The organism is Rhizobium leguminosarum bv. trifolii WSM2297 (genome assembly GCF_000271845.1).
In genome coordinates, this window is sequence record NZ_JH719395.1 from 1841187 (window position 1) to 1866396 (window position 25210).

General features: G+C 59.3%; 18 protein-coding genes, 1 other RNA gene and 1 pseudogene. 8 read left to right on the forward strand and 12 right to left on the reverse strand.

Going from position 1 to position 25210, the window contains the following annotated elements:
* Positions 1–108 precede the first annotated feature (108 nt).
* The 6 genes and pseudogenes from RLEG4DRAFT_RS24390 to RLEG4DRAFT_RS24415 all read right to left on the reverse strand — a co-directional run.
* Complete coding sequence (locus tag RLEG4DRAFT_RS24390; protein WP_003580783.1) at positions 109–1785, reverse strand: tyrosine-type recombinase/integrase; 1677 nt, start codon at positions 1783–1785, stop codon at positions 109–111.
* Positions 1782–2324 (reverse strand): hypothetical protein, encoded by a 543-nt coding sequence (locus tag RLEG4DRAFT_RS24395; protein WP_003580784.1) that lies wholly within the window; start codon positions 2322–2324, stop codon positions 1782–1784. Before RLEG4DRAFT_RS24395 ends, RLEG4DRAFT_RS24390 begins: the two co-directional genes overlap by 4 nt.
* Positions 2325–2356: 32 nt before the next feature.
* Positions 2357–4339, reverse strand: coding sequence for a hypothetical protein (locus RLEG4DRAFT_RS24400; protein WP_003580785.1), 1983 nt, complete (start codon positions 4337–4339; stop codon positions 2357–2359).
* On the reverse strand, positions 4339–8613 hold the full coding sequence (locus RLEG4DRAFT_RS24405) for a hypothetical protein (protein WP_003580786.1): 4275 nt from the start codon (positions 8611–8613) through the stop codon (positions 4339–4341). Before RLEG4DRAFT_RS24405 ends, RLEG4DRAFT_RS24400 begins: the two co-directional genes overlap by 1 nt.
* Positions 8614–8733: 120 nt before the next feature.
* A complete protein-coding gene (locus RLEG4DRAFT_RS24410) occupies positions 8734–9657 on the reverse strand; it encodes a thymidylate synthase (RefSeq protein WP_003580787.1) in 924 nt (307 codons plus the stop codon).
* A 136-nt stretch (positions 9658–9793) separates the two neighbouring features.
* Positions 9794–10357: pseudogene (locus tag RLEG4DRAFT_RS24415) on the reverse strand (thymidylate synthase); the annotation flags it as partial.
* Positions 10358–10469: 112 nt separating this feature from the next.
* On the opposite strand from RLEG4DRAFT_RS24415, the gene ssrA reads away from it, so the two are divergent.
* From ssrA to RLEG4DRAFT_RS24430, 4 genes are all read left to right on the forward strand, one after another.
* Positions 10470–10831: a transfer-messenger RNA gene (gene ssrA, locus RLEG4DRAFT_RS39180) on the forward strand.
* A 128-nt stretch (positions 10832–10959) separates the two neighbouring features.
* Positions 10960–11475 carry an SspB family protein gene (locus RLEG4DRAFT_RS24420; protein ID WP_003580789.1) on the forward strand — a complete coding sequence of 172 codons (516 nt, stop codon included), beginning with the start codon at positions 10960–10962 and terminating at the stop codon, positions 11473–11475.
* A gap of 48 nt (positions 11476–11523) precedes the next feature.
* Entirely contained in the window at positions 11524–11718 is a 195-nt protein-coding gene (locus tag RLEG4DRAFT_RS24425; RefSeq protein WP_003564956.1) for a DUF4169 family protein, read from the forward strand.
* Positions 11719–11888: 170 nt separating this feature from the next.
* Complete coding sequence (locus tag RLEG4DRAFT_RS24430) at positions 11889–12113, forward strand: ribbon-helix-helix domain-containing protein (RefSeq protein ID WP_003580790.1); 225 nt, start codon at positions 11889–11891, stop codon at positions 12111–12113.
* Positions 12114–12214: 101 nt separating this feature from the next.
* Here the strand turns inward: RLEG4DRAFT_RS24430 and RLEG4DRAFT_RS24435 are convergent, their stop codons facing one another.
* The 3 genes from RLEG4DRAFT_RS24435 to RLEG4DRAFT_RS24445 form a co-directional block, all read right to left on the reverse strand.
* The gene (locus tag RLEG4DRAFT_RS24435; protein ID WP_003580791.1) at positions 12215–15919 is read right to left on the reverse strand and encodes an AsmA family protein; all 3705 of its coding nucleotides are present in this window, start codon (positions 15917–15919) and stop codon (positions 12215–12217) included.
* 89 nt (positions 15920–16008) lie between these two features.
* Positions 16009–17421, reverse strand: coding sequence for an FAD-binding oxidoreductase (locus RLEG4DRAFT_RS24440; RefSeq protein ID WP_003580793.1), 1413 nt, complete (start codon positions 17419–17421; stop codon positions 16009–16011).
* Positions 17422–17573: 152 nt separating this feature from the next.
* On the reverse strand, positions 17574–18608 hold the full coding sequence (locus RLEG4DRAFT_RS24445; RefSeq protein ID WP_003580796.1) for an aldo/keto reductase: 1035 nt from the start codon (positions 18606–18608) through the stop codon (positions 17574–17576).
* 91 nt (positions 18609–18699) lie between these two features.
* On the opposite strand from RLEG4DRAFT_RS24445, the gene RLEG4DRAFT_RS24450 reads away from it, so the two are divergent.
* A complete protein-coding gene (locus tag RLEG4DRAFT_RS24450) occupies positions 18700–19602 on the forward strand; it encodes a LysR family transcriptional regulator (RefSeq protein ID WP_003580797.1) in 903 nt (300 codons plus the stop codon).
* 255 nt (positions 19603–19857) lie between these two features.
* Positions 19858–20952, forward strand: a complete 1095-nt coding sequence (locus tag RLEG4DRAFT_RS24455; RefSeq protein ID WP_037094778.1) for an AbrB family transcriptional regulator — start codon at positions 19858–19860, stop codon at positions 20950–20952.
* On the opposite strand, the gene RLEG4DRAFT_RS24460 is transcribed toward RLEG4DRAFT_RS24455, so the two are convergent.
* A complete protein-coding gene (locus RLEG4DRAFT_RS24460) occupies positions 20949–21827 on the reverse strand; it encodes an AraC family transcriptional regulator (protein WP_003580800.1) in 879 nt (292 codons plus the stop codon). The genes RLEG4DRAFT_RS24455 and RLEG4DRAFT_RS24460 overlap by 4 nt on opposite strands.
* Before the next feature lie 39 nt (positions 21828–21866).
* Between RLEG4DRAFT_RS24460 and RLEG4DRAFT_RS24465 the strand changes: the two genes are divergently transcribed.
* Together RLEG4DRAFT_RS24465 and RLEG4DRAFT_RS24470 are read left to right on the forward strand one after the other, a co-directional pair.
* A complete protein-coding gene (locus RLEG4DRAFT_RS24465; RefSeq protein WP_003580802.1) occupies positions 21867–22274 on the forward strand; it encodes a DUF2000 family protein in 408 nt (135 codons plus the stop codon).
* Between the two features lie 149 nt (positions 22275–22423).
* The gene (locus tag RLEG4DRAFT_RS24470) at positions 22424–22735 is read left to right on the forward strand and encodes a hypothetical protein (protein WP_003580804.1); all 312 of its coding nucleotides are present in this window, start codon (positions 22424–22426) and stop codon (positions 22733–22735) included.
* 71 nt (positions 22736–22806) lie between these two features.
* Here the strand turns inward: RLEG4DRAFT_RS24470 and RLEG4DRAFT_RS24475 are convergent, their stop codons facing one another.
* A complete protein-coding gene (locus RLEG4DRAFT_RS24475) occupies positions 22807–23472 on the reverse strand; it encodes an OmpA family protein (protein WP_003580806.1) in 666 nt (221 codons plus the stop codon).
* Between the two features lie 492 nt (positions 23473–23964).
* The gene (locus RLEG4DRAFT_RS24480; RefSeq protein WP_003580808.1) at positions 23965–24963 is read right to left on the reverse strand and encodes a flagellin; all 999 of its coding nucleotides are present in this window, start codon (positions 24961–24963) and stop codon (positions 23965–23967) included.
* Positions 24964–25210: the final 247 nt, after the last annotated feature.

The window sequence follows — 25210 nt, forward strand, 5'->3', positions numbered from 1 at the left end:
AGTAGATTTCGAATGTCAGCCTGATTGTATTTCATGGGGTTCCTCACCCTGTGCGGCTATCATAATAAATGCAGACGTTTTGAAACTGTCGCTGCAATCTCGCGCCCGTCAGAGCTGACCGACAGGCTCCAATCGCAAGGCGTCAATGACCTGTTGCAAAAGTACCGCGGCAGCGGCTCTGTCGCCGCTCGCGATCATGCGGTCAGCTTCCGAAAGCTTGGAATGTTGCACCACGCGCTCTGTGAGCGTGCTTCTTAGTCTTTCTAGCGAGCGCTCCCGGTCTTCCGGTGAACGGACCAACACACGCCCGTCCTTCGTTAACCTTCGATTGAGAACGGAGTTGAGATAAGGCCGCAAGGACATGGGATGCGAGTGTCCCATTAGTTCGACCGCCATCATCAGCACCTGGTTCTCCCAGGCTTCCGAGCGGTTGACAGTGACGCCCTCCTCCGCAAGCATATCGAGCTGAAGCTCAATTACCTCGGTGATGAACCGCGCTCGAAGGCGATGTATGTTTGCATTCTCGACGCCCGCTTCCGCGAATACCCCGCCACCGATCCGAGTGACGCTGTCCTCGCTGAGCGGCCCTCCCTCTTCGGAGAGGAATACCGCGTCGTCGTTCGAATTGCGACCGATCCTTCTTTCCGAGACGATTTTCTGGCGCTGAGGATCAGTGTAAATGAAGGCGACAATGCTTAGCACTAGCTCCTTGTTGAAACGCAGGGTTCCTACGCCCTGATTTTTTCGAACAACTTTAACCTGAAGATGCGATCGGGCGTTTGATCCGATAAACGGCGCCAGTTCATCAAGATTAGGAAAATCGCCGACCTTCAGTTGGACGATTTCGCTGACACGTGCACCTGTTTCCAAGGCGACGAGAAGCATCAGCAAGTTTCGAGCTGAGTTGCGCCCGCTTGCCTCTGCCTTTGTAAGCAAGCTCTCCACCTCGGTCGCGGTTGGCGTATGTCGGCTTCCGAAAGTGCTGGTTTCGCCCGGCTCCAGAAGACGGGAAACCCATTTCAGGTAGGAATGCCCGTGCGGCAGCTTTACCTCGACCTCGTTGCTACCCAGTGGAAAAGTGTAGTCCTCCGGAAGATTGCTATACTCGTGGCGAGAGCGCACCTGGACATGATAGAGCAAATGACCTTGCTCCTCCGCCCATTTGAAAAAATCGTGCACAACGGAAATGCAGTAGTTTCTACGAGCGACCCCGATGCCCGCCGATGTCATAGCGATCTGCCAAGCGAGCAACAACTCGTCATTCACCGCTTTGTCTCGAACGTTCCTCTTGTGTTGTAGTCGACGGAAAATTCGAAGCGCCTTTACGGCTTGCTCTACGCTTGAGGCTTCTTGCTTCTCCCAGACGACAAGGTGGCGAGCGTAATCGGCAACCCATTCATCCAGTCCGCCGTTCCAGCAGAGCGTGGGGATGGTATAGGTTTGCTTCGTGATCAAGCCAACCGCCACATCCACCATCAGGATGGCACCCGTGTTGAGCTTCCGCTTGAACACGACGATCGAGGCATCACTGGCGGGCTCGACACCCTGGCGGTGGACAGCCTTCCTACGGTACTGCTTTTCCCATTTTTCGATCCGCGTACGAAGCGCTGGGCTTTGGGTCAGTGTCTTTGGCGAACAACCGATCCGCTCCGCAAACCATTGGCGCGAGAAGCGGTGGTTGTAGCTCGGCACAACCGCCGGGTCAGCTTCAGCGAGCACACAGTCGAGGCGTTCGCGGTACAATTTGCTCAGCGTCGCAGTTGAAGGCGTGATCGACACAGTCATTCCACGACTTGGAGGAGGTTCTGCTTTTGGGACAGCATCCTTTTGAGCTGAGCGTTCTCCCTTTCTGCGGTCGCCAGTTTCCGCTCATTCTCGTCACTCCTGACTTGCAATGCCTGTCGCTGCTGGCGCTCCGCTTCCATGGCATGCTTCGCTTCATGGTACTGCGTGGCAGTCGCAATGAGCCTCTGCTGCGCTTCACTAAGTTTGTCTTCAGCCACAAGGCGCCTCTCCTTCTCAGTCTTGTATTCCCGCGGCTTGGCAGTGCCCTTCCCATCGGCATTGGAGTCAGCGATTTCACGCGCGTCTCGGAGTTTGCAGAGAAGCTCATTGATGTAACGGACCGCGCCGCCGTACGCCTTTGATTGCATGTTCCAGTCGCGCTTCGACGAGACGGCGTAGATCCCAAACTCTGGACACGACCAATCACGAACTTCGCTGAATGACTTAGGGAGAGTGACCTCTGGCGGCACACCAGCCACCAACCATTCGAGATAACGGGCTCGCATCAAGGCGAGACGCTCATTGACCGACAGCGACATTTGAAATTCTCCAGGTGAGACAGATTGGGGGACTACGCCGCAGTTCCATCTCGAAAGCTGCGCAGCGCGACTACGTTTGCGGCTTGCAACTCACCGAAGATGGTGGGCGCATCATCGTTTGCAGCCATCGTTCCGTAGTGAATCTCTTCATCTACGAAGCTGAGGTTCTCCGGCCCAATGAGCGCCCATGGGCAACCGGGGCAGACTGTGGGTCCTGCGGAAGCATAGTCTGGCCCAACTGAACGCGGTTCGAAGCCTGCAAGCTTACGGCAGGCGGCCTTGCCGCAGCCGTTTTCGGTTCGTGGGCAGCAACACGTCACCCAAGCCTTTGGTGTAAGGACAACACTCATCTTATCCAACTGACGGATAACCGTTTTCGCCAACACCTCCGGCACGATCTGGACCTCGGAAAACTTCGTGCGAAGACGCTTCGCAAGCTTGTTCAGTCTGTCACCCATCGGCCCCGCATACGTTGTTCTGCCTGTTACCAAGTCACGAACAACCTCAATGCGAAAATTCCAGATCTCTTTCGTCCATGTTCGGGCGTTGTCGTGGTCCAACATCACGTAGTCGTTCGTGGTCTCGAGGCTGAAATGCCGCAGGTGATGCGACAGGCTCTCGAACTTCCCTTTGTATCGCCAGATGTAGAGGACGGCGAAGAACCTCCGAAACTGGCGAGTCTGCCAATGCCAGCTTAGTTTTTGCCCACTGTCATCATCCACTTCATATTCGACAGCACCAACCGACCGCGCAAACTCGTTGAGATGCTGTTCAGGAACGAGAGTCGCAGTCTTGCCAGATACGGGATCGACGTATTCGAAAAGCAGTGATTCAGGATCGAGTTCCGCCGCATCGAAGGAACAAAGCGCATCCACGGCCCTCGCAACGATGTTAGGGATAGGAATCCACGTCCTGAGGCGCTCATTCTTGTTTATGTAGCACCTCATCCACCATCCGTCGGCGTCGTTCCCTGCCAGAGAATCCCGCTCCAGCATCTTGATCTCGTCCATTCGCCGAGCGGTGAACGCCGAAATAAGGATGAAGCACGCTTGAGAGAGCTTCGCGATCTGCCGTCTGAGTGCTTCCGCGTCTTTCCGGTGCCAGGCACCCGCTTTCCTGGCCGCGAGGTTAGCGTGATACAGGTCGCGGATCCGTTGGCAGTTCTGCGCCACAAAGCGCACCGCTTGTTCAAGCAAGGTCATTACAAGCGCGGGAGGCGGTATTGGCGTCCGGTCGCTCGTAATCCCTAACTCGATTGCCTTTTTCGAGGGCCCTTCGGGAAAAGGACGAAACCGGATCGATGGAGCTTTGATGAAAGCACGCAAAGCGTACAGGGCATCGAATAGGCTGGTGATCAAGTTGATTTGCGTCCAGACAACCGGCTTCTCCTTGGCCGCTGCTACGGAGACGATCGTCTTTCCGTTAAGTCTGGCAGTGGCAGCTTTCAGTTCGGAGTGAAGTTCGCGCCGCGCCCAATTCAACGGAAGATTACAGGCTTCGATAAGCCGATCGAGAATGAAATCCTTCTTTCGGGGACGCAAATAGTCCAGAGGAACGTCCTGCCAGGTATCGTATTCCGCCAGTTTCGTCTTGATGATCGTTGACGCCCTAAGGATGCCGTCAACGCCCATGGCACCTTCGGCGCAAATCATCTCGATATCGAGTGCGGTGCAAGCCGAAAAGGAGTAGAAGCCGCGCGCGGTAAGACCGTAGCAGATGTGCAAGAGAGTCTTTGCATAGCCGTAGTGTGTGACGGCCGTCCCGATACTGGCGTAGCCCGCGGCGCGGATCCAAAAGAGCAGCTCCTTGGCAGTCGCATACAGTAAGGGGTGTTCAATTAGAGACCGTCCGTCAGCCATCTTCACATCGAAGTAGACTGTGATTTCCTTCCCATCTGCGTCACGCAGGATCCATTCATGCTGCTCGTATCCGGAGCCAAGCCAAACGCGCCGACGACTATCGGGATCGATCGCCGCGCTCTTGTCCTTGACTGTTGTGTTTAGACGGACTGGCATCAGAATAACCTCATTGGTTTGAAATTTTCATTCATCATCATCTCGCTGCAGATTTTCGAAGCGGCGCTCCACACAGACGAGAAAGATTGCCGCATCTTGGTTTCCACGGCATCGCAGAAGCACAACCAGGGCAGCCATACCTTTTCCCAGCGTTCGGGCCTGTCGCGGATCCAATCGCCCTCTACTAGGCGGAGCGAGAGCTGCCAAAGTTGCAGAAGCGCAATTTCTTTGGGAATGGCGATCAAGATGAGTTGCGGGCACCCACTGACGCAATCAAGGGACTGGCAGATTTTCCCATCGTTCCCTGGCTTGCCGTACCGATCAGCGCATAACGTACCCAGGCCAGTACGCATGACTGCTTCTACTCGACGTGTCATCCCTTCTGAATCGACACCCAAAAACGCCTCGGCTTCTTCAACGTTGCGAATTACTACCGTCTCCATCGCATGCATGAAGAGCCGGATGTCCGTATCGCGGAGGTATCGGATAGGATACTTGTTTACGTATCCTTCATGTACCCTCTCTCCATGCTGCCCAAGGGCGCGAGAAAGATGAGTTCCGCCATCGGATTCCAGCGCGGCCTTGAGTAGAACCGAAGGCCGAAGCATGTTGGGCGTGATTTTGAGGCCATCAAGCTCGGCAACTTCCGAGACGATCCTCTTGAACTCTGAACGAAATGCCCATTCCTCGATGCATTTGAACTGATCGTCAGACCCTCTGACCTTAAAGAGCATACGTGCATTGTCGCCCGTAGCGACAACTGAACCGAACGCACCGTTAATCCACTTCAATCCGACAATTGCGTCGGAGCGATCTTCCAGCACTGCAAATATTGGCTTCCCGCCAGCACGTGCCTTGTAGCCGGTTACCTTGCTATGGTGCGGCTCTTCCGCAGGCTCGATAGAGTTGACGTGAAGCGTCCTTCCCACGGAGACGTTACTGCCCGAACCTATTAGGTAGAGGGCGAGGACTGCCGAAATAGTACGGGGACTGGGAGTGAGAAATTCTTGAAAATCTCTGGTTCCAATTCCCGCCAACCTCGCGATCTTCTTAAGGAGAAAGATGCGGTAGGGATCGTTTGTCCTACGCCCCCCCGATGGGCATAGGGAACCACAATGGCTCTCCACGGTCTTCAGAACATCAGCAAGATCTTGCTCATGGTTGTCGCTCATTGGCGGATATCGGACTGACGGCTTCGAGGGCTCAGGATGCTCTCCCCGTGAGATGATCTCAACGTCGCCCCCGAGGTCATTCCCCCGCCCCAGTAGCCGGCGTCCTCTTTCCCAGATTGCTCGGCCGCGCTTCATTATGGACGCGCAAGCTGCGCTAATTGCATCCAACCGTTTATCAAGAACTTTCAGGATGACTTGTGCGGGGTTCTCAGCAACCTTTATATCCTGCCTGTTGAGTTCCTCTCGGAGCACGTGACTGAAGGCAGATCGATCCTTCTCCGATATATCGATTTGTCTCACCGACGCTGCTTGCTGAAGCTGGGAGGTGGCAAAGTGAAGATAATCGTCGACGTTTGAGCCTGAGCGAAGGTTCACCGTCGACTGTGTGACTTCGGCCAAGGAAAGCAGATGTGAGCCACTTTTTTCTCGATATTGCGGGATACCACGCGTTACTGGGGGGAACACTCCGTTGTTGCTGAGATTTACGATCACAACATTAGCGTTGGCCAATCGCGTGTTCCTCGAGCGAATGTTGGAGTACCGTCCCTCCAAGAAGTCTCGGAATTCCTGCGTAACTGCTATGGTGAAGTCGTCCGCGAGATCTTTGAGAGGAAGTCCTGCCTCCACCGCGTGGCGGACTGCCGTACAATGCTCCGACGCGTTTCTCCCCATGAATCCCAGCAACGTCAGCAAGGAAGAATAATGGCCCTTCGCGTATTCCTTTGCGCTCTTCTCGTAAATCGAACCGAACGTTCGCGCGACTCGCTGAGCGACCCGATGAGACCAACCCATCTCCAAAAGAGAGTTGAACCTGAACATTCGACCCGCTGCTCTGACCACCAAGCCATCTGCCGCTCTGGCTTTGGCAAGCAGCGCCTGTGTCTTAAGAACGAGTTCGATATATGGAGAACGCGCCAGAGTACCTCGAGCAAAGCCGAGCTTTTCCTCAAGCGACCTCCGATTGATTCGCTTCCCATCCTGGCAAAAATCCACGTCGGTCTGCAGAGCTACACGGAGTGCCTCAAGGCGATCGACGTCCAAGCGAGATCGATATGACGTCTCGCTGACTTTCGCATCATACTCCGCTATAAGCTGCAAAATCGCGCTGCTTCGCTTCAGGACTGTGTGATTGTTGCTTAGGCCGAACTCGGTGAGGAATTGTTGGCGACTTACCTTCCCCAAATGGGTTTCCAAAGTTCCATCACGCATCTGCTCCAAGAACCACGTGCGCATGCTCGGAATTTTACTCGAGATGGAACCGCCTTCCGGACCCAATGTCGCATCGTAATCTCTGAACACACTTTGTAGGGTTTGAGTTCCGAGCGTCGTAAGTCCCAGTTTTCTCGCGATGCTCTTTTTCTGTATCGTGCCGGAAGCATTGCGATCGAGCTGGCCAGCAACAATTTGCCGATTCAATTCCCGAACCACTCGATATGCGGCGCTTCCGCGTCGATATTCTTGATGAACTGCCAGCTCAGGATGTTGCTCCAAAACCGCTGCGAGGTTCTCGTCCCTGGTTATGAGAATGCCCTGGGCGGATTCCTCCTCCAGCATTTCTGTCACGGCTTCGTAATCATGGATGATTTCGTAGCATTTACTTAGTTGTAATGAAGAGAGCCCGGTAGCATGGCGGAGGTAGCCTCGGTCAATTTGCAGCAAACTAGCTTCAGTGTGGGGAACCATGCGCTCCGCTAAACATCTGTTCAGTACCCTGACCACGATCGCTTTGGCGCCGTGGTCAGGGTATTGCTGATGTATCAGGAGCGATGGATATCGTTTCGCGACCAAAGCAGCATCATCGATCGCTTCACAGTCAATAGGCGTCGCAAGATCTGGTTCAACCCCATCCAAGATGGCCTCATAAGCCACCAGTACGTTCTCGTACCTCATGATCGTATGATGGGATACACCGACCTCGCGCGAGAGAAATGCCCGCTCAATTTTGGATTTGTCCTTCCTGCTTCTAGGAAACTTGCCAACCGTGATGCATTTATTGAGCGCTGCCACCAATGTCCTCTGGGCGTTGCTTCCTTGGTTCTGGTACGGGCGCAATGTCGGAAAGCGCTGCACGATGGCGGAGACCTCGGGGTCAAACAGCCTATGTCCAGCTCTCTCTTCAATTACGTCGATTATCGTTTCGTAGTCATGCAGGATCGTACGGTGGAGAGACAGGGTCGCGCTTGTAACGCCAGCCTCCTCATACAGGAACGGGCGGCTGATTTTGCTGTAATCGTGGTTAGACCTGGGAAAACACCCTTTCCGCAGGCATAAATTCAAGACTTTCACCAGGCGCCAAGGCGCACTATCTCTGGCAAAGGCTTGATGTATTGCTAGAACGGGGTACCGTCCAACGATGTCGCTGACATCGTCACTGCTCTCAGCAAGACCCACCAGCGAGTTCCCCGGCTCCACGATATCTATTACGGTCTCGTAGTCTTTGATTATCCGATTTTGGTCGAACAGGCCCGAAGAGCCGACCGCTTCCGCTACTGCGTTACGGTAAATTCTCAGCGGATTTTTTGGCGACCGTGGAAACGAGCCGCCTGCAACACAGCCATTTAGATATCGTACCACCCGGGAGGAAATCGATCCTGGTAGGTAACCCTGGTGCGGTGCCAGTAAAGGAAAGCGTTCAACGACTGCCTTAGCGAACGGGTCATGGGCGAACCAATGCGCGGTCCGCCTGTGCTGAGGCTCGACCTCGTCGAGGATGGAGTCATAATCCCTGAGTAATCCGTCACACTTCTGAAGCATACCGGGTGAAATGTTTGCCGTACGGATCAGGAAATCTCGATGGATCTTGGATAGGTTGTTCCGAGACCTTGGGAATTTTCCATTCCGAATGCACTCGTTCAACACCCTGACGAGACCAGCTCGTTTCCCATCGGCGGGGTAGTGTTGGTGCGGAGCGATGACAGGAAAGCGCTCAACCAGCTCTTTTACATCGGAGGGATACGTGTCCTGCGAAAACTTGTTCAGCAGCTCGGAGTGAGCGCTCGACACCTCGACAGGCTCGAGCTCGCAGTTTCGAACCGGATCGCCACCAACATCAATCGCCTGCTCCCCCCCGCAGCCAATTTGATCGATCCCTTGATACCGCATTGCGCCGCCCCACCTCACATTTATAGCAAGGTTGCAGACTCGCAGTTAATACTTAGTTACCTCGTGAGCGTAGCGTGCACCACATGGTCACATAATCCACCTTGTGAGCGCAACGACACGCTAGACTGCGACGGGCGCCTCGATGGGAGGGTGAGGATCGTATCCAGTTACTTCAAAATCATCGATTGTATACCCGTCGATCGACGTCGGCTTGCGCAACAGCCGCAACTTCGGAAATGGTCGAGGTTCGCGGCTTAGCAGTTCTCGCGCAAGATCCATGTGGTTCAGATAGAGATGCGTGTCGCCGCCGACCCACACCAGTTCGCCCGGTTCCATATCCACCTGCTGCGCGACCATGTGGACGAGTGCAGCCTCCTGCGCGATGTTGAAAGGATTGCCTAAACCCAGATCGCAAGAACGCTGCCCGACAAGCAGGGAGAGCTTAGGATTCGATTTAGACCCTTCCGCACCAAGTCCGCTGACATAGAATTGATAGGTCATGTGGCAGGGACTGAGCGCCATCTGATCCAATTCGCCTACATTCCACGCGTGGAAGAGCATCCTGCGGCTCGCAGGGTTGGTCCTAAGCGTCTGAATTACACTGGCGATTTGATCATGCTCTTTGCCTTCTGCATCGACCCAGCGACGCCACTGCTTACCATACACCGGGCCGAGATCACCCCATGCTTTGGCGAAATCGTCATCCCCCAGGATCTTGGCTTCGAACTCCTCTTGCGACACATCGCTTCCAGTCGCACGGCGATACTTGTCAAGCGGCCAGTCGGTCCAGATCCGAACGTTCTCTCGTAGCAATGATTGGATGTTCGTCTGGCCCGTAAGGAACCAGAGCATCTCTTTTACGGCAGTTTTCCAGAATACCCTCTTCGTTGTGTAAACCGGAAACCTACCGTCTGACAGGTCGAAACGCATCATCGCTCCAAAAGTGGAGAGCGTGCCAACGCCCGTTCTATCGACACGTCGATCACCCTTCGCGAGAACGTGTTCGATAAGGTCAAGGTACTGATATTCTGGATGGCGTGCCATGTGCTGCTTTCCTGGAAATCTGAATTCGAGCGGTGGCAAGGGCGAGCCGATCGCTCGAAGTTTCTGAATTTCAGTGGAACCAGCAACGCGGTACCGGTACCATTGACTTCGGCCTAAAAAACTCGTTGAATCAATGCATTGTAGCGGAAGGTACAGAGGCGATGTCGGAAAAGGTACCCACGCCGAGGAAGATGTCGGCCGAACGCTGATAGAGCTGGCAGGAGAGCTTGCCATCGGCGACATAGAACTGGAACAGGCAATGGCAGGGCGGCAGCGCCATCTCGTCCACTTCGGCCGGGTTCCAGGCCGAGACGATGTGGCGGCGGGAATTCGGGTTGTTGACGATGCCTTTGACGAGATTGGCGATCTGGTCGATGTGGCCGCCATCCGGCGCCGGCCAGGAGCGCCACTGGGCACCGTAGACCGGCCCGAGATCGCCGTTTTCGTCGGCCCATTCATCCCAGATCGAAACGCCGTTCTCCTTGAGATAGCCGATATTCGTCTCGCCCTTCAGGAACCATAAAAGCTCGTGAATGATCGAGCGCAGATGCAGCTTCTTCGTGGTCAGCACGGGAAAGCCTTCTTCGAGATCGAAACGCATCTGATAACCGAACACCGAACGTGTGCCGGTACCGGTGCGGTCGCCCCGGTCGGAGCCCTTTTCCATCACATGGCTGAGCAGATCGAGATATTGCTTCATGTCGCGCTGATTCCGTTTCGGCTTAATTTAAGCCTCTCGCCGCAGGATACCAATCACCGTCGGGCATTTTCCCAATGTTTCTGATGGGCCGTTTAACGCTTTTATGACGTTGGCCCTTTCCTTGGGCTGAGGAAACCACTATATCAGCCTTGCCGGCTTTCGGGCCGGCTATGGCGATAAATGAGCGGTGTAATAAACCTATTGGACCCGGGGGCGGTACCCGGCGCCTCCACCAAAAACCGGCGGCCTTGAAGGCCGGCTTTTGATGGGGGCGAAACAGGATCGACAAGGGTGTAAAGATCGTCTTTTTGCTCGGCATTGTACCGCCGTTATCGGGCTAAATTGTAGTTGCAAACGACAACTATGCGGAAGCTCGTCTCGCTGCTTAATCGCAGTGTGACACTTCAAATCAAGCCCTAGTGGTTCGCACCTCTAGGCGGGGTCCGAAGGCACCTGGCAACAGAAGCCTTCACCTTCTCCCTGCCGCCGAAATCATGTATGCTGCTGAAAAACGTGACTCGGCTCCGGTCTTTCCCAAGGCGCCCGGACGTGGCATATAACCTTGTGAAAAGACTTCCGAACCGACGAAAGACAGGAAAAGCATGGGGCAGGACCATATCCGCTACGACATTCTGGCACAGGATGCACTTCGCGGCGTCATCCGCAAAGTTTTGGCGGAAGTCGGAGCGACGGGCCGCCTGCCCGGCGACCATCACTTCTTCATCACCTTCCTCACCGGTGCTGCCGGCGTACGCATCTCCCAGCACCTGAAGTCGAAATATCCCGAGCAGATGACCATCGTCATCCAGCACCAGTTCTGGGACCTCAAGATCACTGAGACGCATTTCGAGATCGGCCTTTCCTTTTCCGACGTTCCGGAAAAGCTGGTCATCCCGTTCAATGCGATCCGCGGCTTTTACGATCCCTCCGTCAATTTTGAGCTCGAATTCGACGTGCCGCTCGCCGATGGCGAGGAACTGCCGTCCGGTGAAATCACCGCCTATCCTGTCGACGCCGCTGGAAAGCCCGATGAGGCCGCCGGTGCAAAACCCGCCGATGGCGAAGAGAAAAAAGCGGGCTCTGTCGTCTCGCTCGACTCCTTCCGCAAGAAGCAGTGATTTGAAGGGAGGCCAAGCCTCCCATTTTCATAAGGATTTAGGCCCCGAATGAGTGCCGAGATCGTCAACCTGCGTCAATTCCGCAAGAAGCAGGCCCGCTCCGAAAAGGAGGCGCAGGCCGAACAGAACCGCATTTCCTTCGGCCGCACCAAGGCAGAAAAGCAGCTTACCCGCAGCCTCAACGAAAAAGCCGACAAGGCCCATCGCGACGGCCGGCTTGAGACCGATGACGACGGTGCGTGAAGCTTTCACGCACAGCTTGAACAGCCGGAATGGAATGTGAAGGTTTTTGCTTTTATGCATGTCGTCGTCCCGGCACCGCTGCACACTTCCGGGCGACACGCATTGAGATCAGCCACTTGCGCGGTTTCCTTGAATCGATCTGCCAACCAGTCAAGGTGTGAAGCCGCTTCATGATCCGCAAGCATTCGGCGACATTGCACGGCCATCGCACCAGTTTCTCGCTGGAGGATGAATTCTGGGCCGAGCTGAAGACGATCGCCGCCAACCGCTCGATGCCGCTCGCGGCGCTGATTTCCGAAATCGATGACCATCGGCCGCCGGACAGCAATCTGTCCTCGGCGCTGCGGCTGCACGTACTGGCCTGGGCGAAGGCCGGCGCCAACGCCCAGCCGTAACGCGGACCGCTCCCATGGCGCTCGAAACACGGCACTTTGGGAGGAGGAGGTCAGCGAAACAAACAGCCGAGCGGCCCGGAGGGATTAAACTCGATCGGCTTTCATTGCGCCTGAACGCCCGGCACCTGGTCGAAATTGAGCGAACCGGGCGGTCCGCTGCGCCGCGCTGCCTCTGCCTCGGCGGCAGCCCGCGCCTGCGCATCCGCCTTCGCTTTGGCTTCCGCCGCGCGTGCAACCTCCGCCTCGGCAGCAGCCTTCTGGGCGGCCGCAGCCTGCGCCAATGCCCGCAGTCGCTCTTCCTCCGCCTGCCGTTGTTGCTCGATTTCGGCCGCCTTGACGCGCTCGGCGTCGTTGAACCGGTAGAGCGCCGCCTCGCGGCGCAGCCGCTGCTTTTCGAGCACGATTGCCTGCAGCCGTTCGACGCGCCGGCGCTCGCGCTCAAAGGCGCGCAGCGACAGATAGCTGGTGATATCGGTCACATCCATCGTCTTGCCTGGCGATGGCAGCATGCCGGAAAAATTCAGCCGGAGCGCCGGCTCGGCGCCGGAAAGCGCTTCCGCGCCGGGATTGAGCCCGACGCCCAGCGTCGCGCTGATCCGTTCCTCCGGCAGCGCGACCTGCGCATCGGCGGTGATGCGGGCGAGATCGTTGGCGACGGTGACATTCTGCACGCGCAGCGTCCCGTCGGTGATGTTGAAGGGGATGCCGAGCGGCGGCAGTTTCGCCTCGCCGTTGCTGAGCAGGGTCTCGACGATCGGATGCACCTTGCCGGCATTGATCTGCTCCTGCATCGTATCGGTCGCGGCAAGCAGCGGCGGAAGGATGGCAAGGTTCAGCCCGCGTATGCTGGTATCGCCGAGCCTCAGCTCGCCCGAACCGTTCAGCGAACTGGCAATCTCGCCGATGGTCTTGCCCGAGGCTTCCATCGACAGCGACAATCCGAATTTGCCATTGGCGATCGGCGCGCCGTCGCGCAGCCAGACGACGCCGGCAAGATCGGAATCGGCAAGCGCAAGCTTCGTCTGTAGGAAGCCGGTGCCGTCGGCATTGGTGAACAGCAGATTGCCGGAAAGCTTTCCGCCGTCCCAGTTGCCGGCCATGTCGTTGAGCTGCAGCTCGTTGCCCTTGTAGGCGACGTTGCTGGTGAAGTCGGTGACCGCCGTTTCCGGCAGACCGGGCCAGAACTGCTTGGCCGTCACCTTCACGTTGACGTCGAGATCCTTGAAGACGGGCAGCCCGAGCGGTGCCGTCGTCAGCGCGCCATTGGCGGGATCGACGATCTGGCCGAACACTGCCTCGCCAAGCCAGCCGGCATCGGCCTTGGAGAGCGTCAGCTCGCCGCTGGCCGTCGTCTTCGCAGCCTTCCGGTCGAAATTCAGCGCGCCTGAAAACTCATTGTCGGCCGCATGGCCCTTGAGATCGGAAAGGACGATCTTGTCGCTATCGACATCGGCATTGACCTGCAGGCCGAACGGCAGCCCGGTTCCCGTCTGCGGCAGGGCGATCCCGTTCATGATGAGATAGGGGTCGAGATCGGCGCTGTCGAGCGAAAGCGCGATCTTACCGTTCATGAAAGTCTCGGGCCGGACATCGACCTTGCCGTTGGCGGTAAACGACGTCCGGTCGGTCGCAAAGGTCAGCGCAGCATCGGCGGGATCGTTGCCCGATGCCTTCACTTTCAGCGTCAGGCGGCCGTTGGCGCCGACATCGACCGGCAGCGGGTCGAGCCCGGCCTGGCCGAACAGGATCGACGGCACGGCATTTTCAAGCGTCGCCTCAAGGCTCGTTGTGCCGTTGCCGGTCAGCGCCAGCAGGTCGGACATGCGGTAATCGAGATTGACGCGGCTGCCGTTCGACACGCCGGCAAGCGTCACCGTCAACGCATTCCCCTCGTCGCCGCCCAGCGTCAGCGCGCCGCGCAGCGCCGTATTGCCGTACCAACCGGCATTGCGCACCAGCCGGTCGAGCGCCGGGTGGTGCGGCAGGTGCTCGCGTAGCATCGTGAAGAAGCCGCCGGGATCGGCCGATTTGAAGGTGATCTCGCCCGCACCCTTGTAATCGAGCAGCGAGCCTTCCGCCCTGCCCGTCGCCGTCAGTTCGGCGCCTGCGATATTCTTGATCGCCAGCCGGTCGACGGCCAGCGCCCCGTCGGCGATCGTGAACGTAGTATCGACATTCTCGGCTTCGACGCCGAAGGCGGTGAACTTGTCGGCCTTGAGCTGGGCGGCGATCTTGTGGTCGAGCACATTGTCACCGGCATCCTGGCCGGTCATGAGCCCGCTCAGTGCCTGCAGCGCGTCGAGATCCAGCGTATCGCCGTTCAATGCTACCGACAGGGTCGGCGTCTTACCCTCGATCGCCTGCCGCTCCAGCCTGCCCTTCAGCGTCGCCGGCCCGATGGCGATCTCAAGATTTTCGAAACGCTGCAACTCGTGCGTCAGGCTGACATTGGCGGAAAAGCCCGCCTGTCGCAATTGCCGGATGGCCGGATCGACCGACCCGGCAAGCCAAGAGGCGAGCCCCGTCGGCTGGCTGGAGGCGACCACGATCTGGCCGTTGAACGAGGCTTCGCCCTGAAGCAGGAGTTTGCCTTTGCCTTCCACCTGCGTGCGCCCCGGCAGCGTGCCGGTGGCGCTGTCGATCATCCACCCGGTACCGGCCGGTTCGAGTTCCAGCTGCACGTCGCGCAGCGTCGTATCGCCGGCGACGATCGCCGGCAGCTTGACACTTGCCTTGCCCGGCACCTGCGGGATCGGCACCTGCCCGATGACATCGATCAGCGAGTTCAGCCGCTGACGCGCCGAAACCGCCGCATCGCGCGTCGTCTTGCCGGCCGCGCCCTGATTGCCGATGCGGTTGACGTCGATCTGCTGCCCGTCGGCGGTCAACAGGAATTCCGGCGCATTGCCGGTATCGAGCGTCGCCTCGCCCGATATGACGTAGGGATCGTCCGTCGGCCCGATCTCCATCCGGTATTCGGGAATGCGGATGCGTTCATTGGTCAGCTCGAAGCGGCCCTTGACGCGTGGCGGCTGCTCCTTCTTGTTGGCGGGCTTGGCGCTGTTGCGGTTTTCGATCGCCGCCGAAAGCTGCCCCTGATAGTTCGGCTTGCTGTCGACGAGCTTCAGTTCGCCATCGAGGTCGATGCTGACGGGGTGTTTATCCGGCGAAAGCTTCGTGCGCATGCGCAGCACGCCCTTTTCGTCCGGCTGACTGCTCGAGATCAAAAAGCTGCCATGCTCGCCGTCGAGCGCCGCATTGCCCTCGATGCGCCACGGGCCGGCCAGCGACTTGGCCGACATTTCCGCATTGAGGCCGGTGACGCGGCGTGAACGGCCGGACTGGTCGTCGATGAACTCGACTTCGCCGCCATTGACATGCACGTTTTCGAGAACGACGTTTTTCGCCGGTATTTCGGCGCGGCTGCCGCGCATCCAGTCGAGCGTGCCGTCCTTGAGCAATCTCAGGCGCACCTTCGGATTGACGACGCGCATGTCGAAGATCAGCGCCTCACCCGACAGGAAAGGCGCAAGCTCCGCATCCATGGAGAACTGCTCGACCTTGACGATCGGCGTGCCGTCCGCTTCCTGGCCGACGCGCACGTCATGCAGCGTGACCGACGGAAACGGCAGGAGCCGCGCATCCACCGTGCCGTAGACGGTGACTTTCTTGCCGATGATGCGGCTTGCCTGATCCTCGAAATTCTTGCGGAAATCCGTCCAGTCGATGAACAGCGGCGCAAGCAGCGCCGCAAACAGCACTACGACGATCACTCCCCCCAGAAAGACGAGGAACCGGCCTATCAATACAAGGATTCTCCATTCGGGAATATCTTGCTGACACTAGCGCTATTCATGTCGGGGGCAAGGCCCAAGTTCATGAGAATATTCCGTTTTCAGCCATGGTGGAAAATCTTGCCGGGATTGAAGATATCGTCCGGATCGAGCGCCTGTTTCACCTGTCGCATCAGATCCACCGTGCCCCCGAGCTCCTGTTCGAGGAACGCCATCTTGCCCTGCCCGATCCCGTGTTCGCCGGTGCACGTCCCGTCCATGTCGAGCGCCCGCCGATTGAGCCGCTCAACGAAACTCTCAGCCTTGGCGATATCTTCGGCGCTGTTATCGTCGAACAATAACAGCACATGGAAGTTCCCGTCGCCGGCATGGCCGACGATCGGGCCGAGCAGTCCGTGGGCTTCGATATCGGCCTGCGTTTCGGAAACACAATCGGCAAGCCGCGATATCGGAACACAAACATCGGTCGAAAGTGCGGCAAGCCCGGGCGCCAGCGCCCTTGCGGACCAATAGGCATCGTGGCGCGCCTTCCACAGCTTGGTCCGCTCCTCGGCATTGGCGGTCCACAGGAAGTCGCCCCCACCGCATTCCGCCGCGATCTCGCCAAAGGCCGCCGATTGCAGCGGCACCGTCTCGTCGGTACCGTGAAATTCGAGGAAGAGCGTTGGGCTTTCGGCGTAGGAAAGCTTGGAATAGGCATTGCAGGCCCGCATCTGCATCGTATCGAGCAGCTCGATGCGCGCCACCGGAATGCCCATCTGGATCGTCATAATGACGGCATCGCAAGCGGCCTTGACGCTCGGAAAGGCGCAGGCCCCACCGGCGATCTTCTGCGGGATCGCCTGCAGGCGCAGCGTCACCGAGGTCAGGATGCCGAGCGTGCCTTCGGCGCCGACGAAGAGCCGCGTGAGGTCGTAGCCGGCGGAAGATTTGCGGGCGCGCCGGGCCGTGCGGATCTCCTCGCCATTGGCGGTGACGGCGGTGACGGCAAGGACATTGTCCTTCATCGTCCCATAACGCACGGCATTGGTGCCGGAGGCCCGCGTCGAGGCCATGCCGCCGATCGAGGCATTGGCGCCGGGATCGATCGGGAAAAACAGGCCGGTATCGCGCAGATGGATGTTCAGCGCCTCGCGCGTCACACCCGGCTCGACGGTGCAGTCGAGATCTTCCGGATTGACCTCGAGCACCCGATTCATGCGGCTGAAATCGATCGAAATACCGCCATTGGCGGCATTGACCTGGCCCTCCAGCGAGGTACCGACGCCGAAACCGATCACCGGCACCTTATGGGTCGCACACACCCGGACCGCCGCCTTCACGTCTTCGGCGCTCTCGGCGAAGAGCACGCCGTCCGGCAGTTGCGGCGGGATGTAGGTGGTCGTGTGGGCATGCTGTTCGCGGAAGGACTGGCCGGTCTGGAAGCGCTCGCCGAAGCTCTGCTTGAGAATGCCGAGCACGGCTGATATCCCCGCCTCGTTGCGTGTGCCGGCTTTCGCGTCCTTCAGCGCCATCCCTTTGATCTCCCTGCCATTCCGCAGAAACCATATCGTGTTTCGTAGACTACGGCACCGCAGCAGGCTGGGTATGCGGCAAGTCAAAGCGGCTGTCCAGTTAAGAATGGCAGAAGATTTCATTCCCCTTTTCTTATACGCCCGTCCGCCGCCTAGACGATCGGCGGATTGAGCCGCGCGAAACCCTCCTGCCGCCGATAGGGGAAATAGGGATAGGGCGCCGTCACGGCGCTGACGGCGTCGAGCCTTTCGACTTGCTCCTTCGACAGGCTCCAGCCGACCGCGCCGAGGTTCTGCCTGAGCTGTTCCTCGTTGCGGGCACCGATGATGACGCTCGATACCGTCGGCCGGTTAAGCAGCCAGTTGATGGCGATCTGCGGTACCGTCCTGCCGGTCTCTTCCGCGATGGCATCCAGCACCGCGACAATATCGAACAGCTTCTCGTCGTCGACAGGCGGGCCATATTGCGCCGTCTCGTGCAGGCGGCTTTCCCTCGGCAGCGGCTCTCCACGGCGGATCTTGCCGGTCAGCCGTCCCCAGGCCAGCGGGCTCCAGACGAGGGCGCCGACACCCTGGTCGGCGCCGAGCGGCATCAGTTCCCATTCGTAATCGCGCCCCGCCAGCGAATAATAAACCTGATGGGCAACATAACGCGGATGGCCGTGACGCTCGGCGGCGGCGAGCGACTTCATCAGCTCCCAGCCGGCAAAGTTGGAAACCCCGACATAGCGGATCTTGCCTGATGACACGAGCCCGTCGAGCGTCGACAGCACTTCTTCCACTGGCGTCGAGGCATCGAAGGCGTGAAGCTGCAGGAGATCAATATTATCGGTTCCGAGGCGGCGCAGCGCATCCTCGGTCGCGCGGATCAGCCGCGCCCGCGACGTTCCCCAGTCCTGCGGCCCCTCGCCCATCGGCAGCGCCGTCTTCGTCGAGATCAGAACGGAATCGCGCCGGCCGCGGATCGCCTGGCCGAGCACCTCCTCGGAGGCGCCGGCCGAATAGACGTCGGCTGTGTCGAAGAGATTGACGCCGGCTTCAAGGCAGATGTCGACGAGCCGCCGGGCCTCTTCCGCATCGGTAGTGCCCCATGCCCCGAACAGCGGGCCGCTGCCGCCGAATGTGCCGGCCCCGAAGCTCAAAGCCGGCACCCGGAGGCCGGATGCGCCGAGATTCCTGTATTCCATGGACTGTCTCCTTTGTTTCCTAAGAGATAGACCCGGCCCGTTCGCTGATATAGTTTGCCTTAAAGCAAATCATCTGTGACTTGAATTCATCATGAGCCGCCAGGACATCAATCGCTCCGGCGAAATGGAAGTCTTCGTCAGCGTCGTCGAGCGCGGCGGCTTTACCGCGGCCGCCACGGCGCGACGCATGACGCCGTCGGCCGTCAGCAAGCTCGTCGCCCGGCTGGAGTCACGCCTCGGCGCCCGACTTGTCAATCGCTCGACGCGGAAGCTGCAACTGACGCCGGAAGGCTGCGCCTTTTACGAGCGCAGCATTGCGATCCTTGCCGATATCGCCGAGGCCGAGCGCCAGGCCTCGACCGGCGAGGAGGCCACGGGCCGCATCCGCATCAACACCAGCGGCTCCTTCGGCAATCATGTGCTGGCGCCACTGGTGCCGGCCTTCAGGGCGCTTCATCCCGCCGTGACGCTGGATATTTCCCATACCGACAGGATCGTCGACCTGATGGAGGAGCGCGCCGACGTCGCGATCCGCGCCGGCCCCTTGAAGAATTCCAGCCTGATCGCCCGCAAGCTCGGCTCCACCGGCAAAATCATCGTCGCCTCGCCGGATTACCTCAAGCGCCACGGCGAACCGCATACGGTCGCCGACCTCCGGCGCCATTGCCGCATCGGCTTTTCCTATGCCCGCGCCGTCGAAGGCTGGCCGCTGCGCGAGGACGGCGACACGGTGATGGTTCCGATCACCCCTGGCGTCCAGGTCGGAGACGGCGAAGCCATGCGGCATCTCGCGCTATCCGGCGCCGGCCTTGCCCGCCTCGCCGCCTTCACCGTGCGCGCCGATATCGACGCCGGCCGGCTGGTGCCTGTGCTCGAAGCAGCCAACCCCGGCGATATCGAGGAGTTCCACGCCGTCTATATGGGCCAGGGCGGCCCGCTGCCGGCGCGCGTGCGGGCGCTGCTCGATTTCCTCGTCAGGCATGTGCGTCTCTGATTAATCTCGCCCAAACCGTTCGGCGACTTCAAGCGATGACGTGGAAAAACAATAGTTTGAAGCGGCCGGATGAATCACTTTGGCATCGTCGGGCGGCGAGAACCCAGATTTCGCAATTGACCCCGCGCCTCGCACCCACCTATACCAAACCCGCGCCAGCCGGTCCTTGCGGCCGGCCTCTCTCTTCGTCATGCCGGAGCTTACTCCCATCTTCAGCCTCAGGGCTTGGCACCGGCCGGGAAAGATATGGGAATCATGCCATCCAGGGACGTACGCCGCCTGCTCCGCGATGCCGGCCTGCCGAAATGGGCGCTGCTGCTGGCGCTTTCCACCGCCTTCACCGTCTTCCTCGAATTCTTCGCCCTCCCCGCCTCGCTGCTGATCGGACCGATGGCCGCCGCCATCCTGCTGGCGCTGACCGCCGGCAAGGGAAAGCTTCGCATTCCGGTCTGGCCGCTGCAATTCGGCCAGGTCCTCGTCGGCCTGATGATGGCGCGCACCATCACTCCCGACATTCTCGGCACCATGGCAAAAGACGCACCGCTTTTCCTGCTGTTCATCTTCTCGGTCATCGCCATCGCCACCGGCCTCGGCTGGCTGCTGACACGCTGGCAGGTGCTGCCAGGCACGACCGCGGTCTGGGGCTCTTCGCCCGGCGGCGCCTCCGCCATGGTCATCATGTCGGAAGCCTATGGCGCCGATGCCCGCCTCGTCGCCTTCATGCAATATCTGCGCGTTGTCTTCGTCGCCGTCGGTGCCTCGGTGATTTCGCGCCTTTGGGTGGCGGCCGACGACGCCGAGCCGCCGCCGCTCATCCTCTTCCCCGCAGTCGACTGGCCGGCCTTTGCGGCGACGATGGCTTTCGCGGCCTTTTGTACCTATGGCGTCCGGCGCCTGGGCATCCAGGGCGGCACGATCATCGTGCCGCTCTTTCTCGGCGCCTTCCTGCAGGGCGTCGGCCTCTTGAAGATCGAGCTGCCGATGTGGCTGCTCGCCCTCGCCTATGCGCTCGTCGGCTGGAGCATCGGCCTGCGGTTCACCCGCTCGATTCTTGAGCATGTGGCGCGCGCCCTGCCGCGGGTCTCCGCCTGCATCGTGCTGCTGATGGCGCTCTGCGGCTGCATGGCGGCCGCCCTCCATATCTTCGCCGGCATCGATCCGCTGACGGCCTATCTCGCCACCAGCCCCGGCGGCGCCGATTCCGTCGCCATCATCGCCGCCTCCAGCGATGTCGACGTGCCCTTCGTGATGGCGATGCAGACCGGCCGTTTCCTGGTCATCCTGCTGATCGGCCCGACCCTCGCCCGCTTCATCGCCCGCCGTTCAGGGCTTGCGGAGAATCCTGCTTAAAAATTAGCGCGCCCGGGTTTATGCGCCAGCGCCGCCCATTGGCCGGGCGTCATGCCGTAGGCCTTTTTGAAATGACGGTGAAGATGGCTCTGGTCGGCAAAGCCCGTTGCCGCCGCCGCGCCTGAAATCCCCTCGCCCGAGCCGATCATCGCGCGTGCTTGCTGCAGCCGCCGCATCAGCAGATAACGATGCGGGCTGGTGGCGAAAGCCGCCCGGAAATGCCGCGACAGCGCGAAACGATCGAGCCCGGTCACCGCCTCCAGCTCTAGGGAAAGCACCGGCCGCATTGCATGCGCCTCGAGATAGTCCCGCGCCGCCCGTGCCCGGCTCCAGGCCACGGCTCCGAGTGGCCGGCGCGGCAAACGCGCATGCCTGGAAAGCCCACTTGTTACCCGCGACAGAAAATCGTCGACGAAAAGTTCGTCTAGTTCCCGGTCGAGTTCGCCGAGAGCTGCGAACAGCACACCCGCCAGCGCTGGATCGCCGATGACGGGTTCGTCGACGAAAGGCAGGCCGACCCCTTCGGCCTCCAGGCATTCGAGAAGCAGCGACGGCTCCAGGTAGAGCATGCGGTATTGCAGCCCGTCATCGGTCCCCGCCCCCCCGTCATGCTCCTCGTCGGGATGCAGCACGATCACCTGCCCCGGCTGGCTGAAGCGCCGCTCGCCGCGATAACGGAATGTTTGCACGCCCTTCAGCGTCACGCCGAGCGCATAGGTGTCGTGCCGGTGCGGTTCGAAGGCATTGCCCGAAAACTGCGCCTCGATGCGCTCGATGCCGGGAAAGGCCGGCGCGGCCAGGATGGCGTTGCCGGATGGTCCCGCGCACAAACGTTCAAGACCTTCGAAGGCCTGCGGATGTAGATCCTGGCTCAACGGCCCGATACTCCATAACCCGAGGTGAAAGACTGTCCGATGTTTGATACCAAAATTGCCGTCGTTCTGCGAAACAATCTTGCCGGCTGGCAGAAACTGAATGTCACCGCCTTCCTGATGACCGGCGTCGCCGGCGGACATCCGGAGATCATCGGCGAACCCTACAAGGACCGCGCCGGCAATCTCTACAATCCATTATCGGCCCAGCCGATCATCGTGCTCTCCGCCGACGAGGCGGCAATGTCGGCCATCCACCGCCGCGCGCTGGAGCGCGATGTCACCGCTTCGCTCTTCATCGAGGAGATGTTTGCGACCGGCCACGACGCCGCCAACCGCGCCGTGTTCGCCGAGTTCGCGCCCGAGGATGCGAAAGTGGTCGGCATCGCGCTGCGCGCTGAAAAGAAGATCGTCGACAAGATCACCAAGGGCGCGACGATGCAGCACTAAAGAGCTGGCCATGTCGATGGGGTTCGACGCATCGCCCACTATCGCGTGCCCGGCCTTACATCCGAAGAGAGCAATCACCACACAGTCGACCAGGAGTTGAAATTTTCGGCAAGCGATCATAACTCCATCCATCGGTGATGGAGGAATCAATGACGGAAGCGGAATTGGCTGTCGTAACTATCTTGGCGAGTTCGGTGGGCGGGGCGCTGGGCGCCAGGAATGCTGAGGCTCAAGCCTGGAAAGGCCTCGTCATCATCGCCGTGTCGAGCATCGTAACGGTAGTCGTCATGCTCTTATTGTTGAATGTCGAGAATGGCGTTCTGACGATTCTCGTGAATCTCATTGTAGCGGGGGTCGTCGGCGCGATCCTTAAGATGTCGCCGCGTCAGACTTCTATCGTGATCAACGGTGCCATCCTGGCGACCGTCATTGCCGCCGTTCTCATCAGCTTCGTCAGCTGACAGCCGTCGGCAATCGAGGGTCGGCGGCCGGGCACTGGACCCGGCCTTCCCTAGCAACTGTCGAAACAGGCTCAGCCCTGTGTGATCGGCGCGATCTGGATCTCGACGCGACGGTTCTGGGCGCGGCCGGCCTCGCTTGCGTTGGAGGCAACGGGCTGTGACGGGCCGAAGCCGACGGCCGACACGCGGCGCTGGTCGATACCCTGGCCGCCGAGATAATCGGCGACGGAAAGCGCGCGGCGCTGCGACAGGTCTTGATTGTGCTGCAGGCTGCCGGTCGAATCCGTGTGGCCGTTGACGTCGATCAGCGTGCGATTGAACTTGCGCAGCACGATCGCCACCGAATTCAGCGTCGCATAGAAGCCCGGCTTCACCGCATCCTGGTCGACATCGAAGGTGATGTTCGACGGCATGTTGAGGATGATGTTGTCGCCGTTGCGGGTCACCGAAATGCCGGTGCCTTCGAGCTGGGCGCGAAGCTCGGATTCCTGCTGGTCCATGTAATTGCCGATCGCGCCGCCGGCAAGCGCGCCGACGCCGGCGCCGATCAGCGCTGCGTTGCGCTTGCCGTGGCCGCCGCCGCCGACAGCCACGCCGACGAGAGCACCGCCAAGCGCGCCAAGCGCCGCGCCACCCGCCGTATTGGAAACCTTCTGTTCGCCGGTATAAGGGTCGGTGGTGGTGCAGGCGCTCAGATAGCTTGCTGCAACAGCCAGAAGTAGGAATTTCTTGATCATGGACAGGATGGTCTCCGTTCGAAGCTGATGCGAGCAAATGGCAAGGATTGCGGCAAGAAAATGAAGATGCTCTGTTGATAAGGGAATTTCAGGCGCCAAAACAGCAGCCGTGTTGCGGCGATGCGCTGATATCACCAGTTTTAGCGAAGGACAGCGCTCCCGCCGGCTTCGCCAAACCTGCATGTCCTTGTCTGGTTGCGGGGCGGTGATCGACTGACGTCTCTACGGGAGTCGTTGAGGCGCGCCCACCTATCCCCCTCATTCCTGTGCTCGTCACAGGAATCCAGCCACCGCGCGTCTGCGCGGTGAGTGACTCCATACCACAGGAGAAATAGTCTTTCGCGCCCAAGGACTTGGGCGCACTGGATTCCTGTGACAAGCACAGGAATGAGGGAGAGTGGGTGGCACGCCCTCCAAATCGACCGCCAGTATCCTGGGCTATTAACAATCGAATAGACAGCGCAGCACCACCCCTAGCATCCAATCGCCCCATCAGAAATTCTGGAACAGCTGCCGCACGGTGTCGTAAGTCGCATTGGCGATGTTCAGCGATTGCAGGCCAAGCTGCTGCTGCGTTTGCAACGCCTTGAGCTTGCTCGACTCTTCCTCCATGTCGGCATCGACGAGCCGGCCGATTCCGGCGGTGTTGTTGTCGTGCAGTTTGGTGGCAAAATCGTTCTGCAGGTTGATGCGTTTCTCCAGTGCGCCGAAGGCAGAACCAACCGTCGTCAGCTGTGTCAGCGCAGCATCGACGACACTGATCATTTCGCCGATCTGTCCCTTCGTCGTGGCGGCCGAAAGCGAGATCACCACCTGCCCGGTCGTGGTGCCGTTCTTGCTTTCCATCAGGACATAATTCTGCGAAGCGCCGAGCTCGGTGGCGAAATAGGCCGATGTCAGTACGCCGTATTCCCCCGAACCGGTGGCGCGATCGTCGATCAAATAACGCGCGTCCTTGGAGGTCGTCGCCCCCACGGGCGTATTGTCGATATGATAGCTCAGCATACCCACAGAGACCGTGCCGTCGGCATTGCGGATGAAAGAGGCCGGGATCTGACGCGGCTGCGTCGGCGTCGCGTCGTTGTTGAGAATTACCCAGTTGTCGCTGTTGAAGGTCGCCGATTCCGAAACGCTGCGCAGCTGCTCCTGCAACTGCTTGATCTCTTCGTTGACCTTGTTCTTGTCAACGCCGTCTTCGGTCGCGGCAACCAGCTTGGCTTTGATCTCGGAGACGACGTCGATGACGTTCTCGACGCCGGTATAGGCTGTGCCCATCGTCGCCGCCGCCATGCCGAGCGCATCCTGGATCGCCGAAACAGCCTTGTTGTCGGTGCGGGCGGTGGTGGCGACCGACCAATAGGCGCCATTGTCGGCGGCTTTTGCCACACGCATGCCGGTCGTGATGTGGTTTTGGGTGACCGTCATATTCCGGTTGATATCGCGCAGCACATGAAGCGCCGCGTCCACGGAGACGCGCTGATAAATACTCACGGGAACTAAACTCCAAAACGCAAACAGGACGCAAACTGCACAAGAAATGAACCGTTGCCGCGCGGACATTCATGTCCGGGGTCGCTGGGAGCCCAGCGCGTTGCAGCCTTCAAGAAACGAAGAAGACCAGCCGGTTGCTGGTCACGATCATTGCCGTTTATGCTTAACAAACGGCTAAACTTCAGAAGTAATTTATCTTATTTTTCAAGGTTTCATACACCATAAGAAACGCCGCCGAATGGGATCC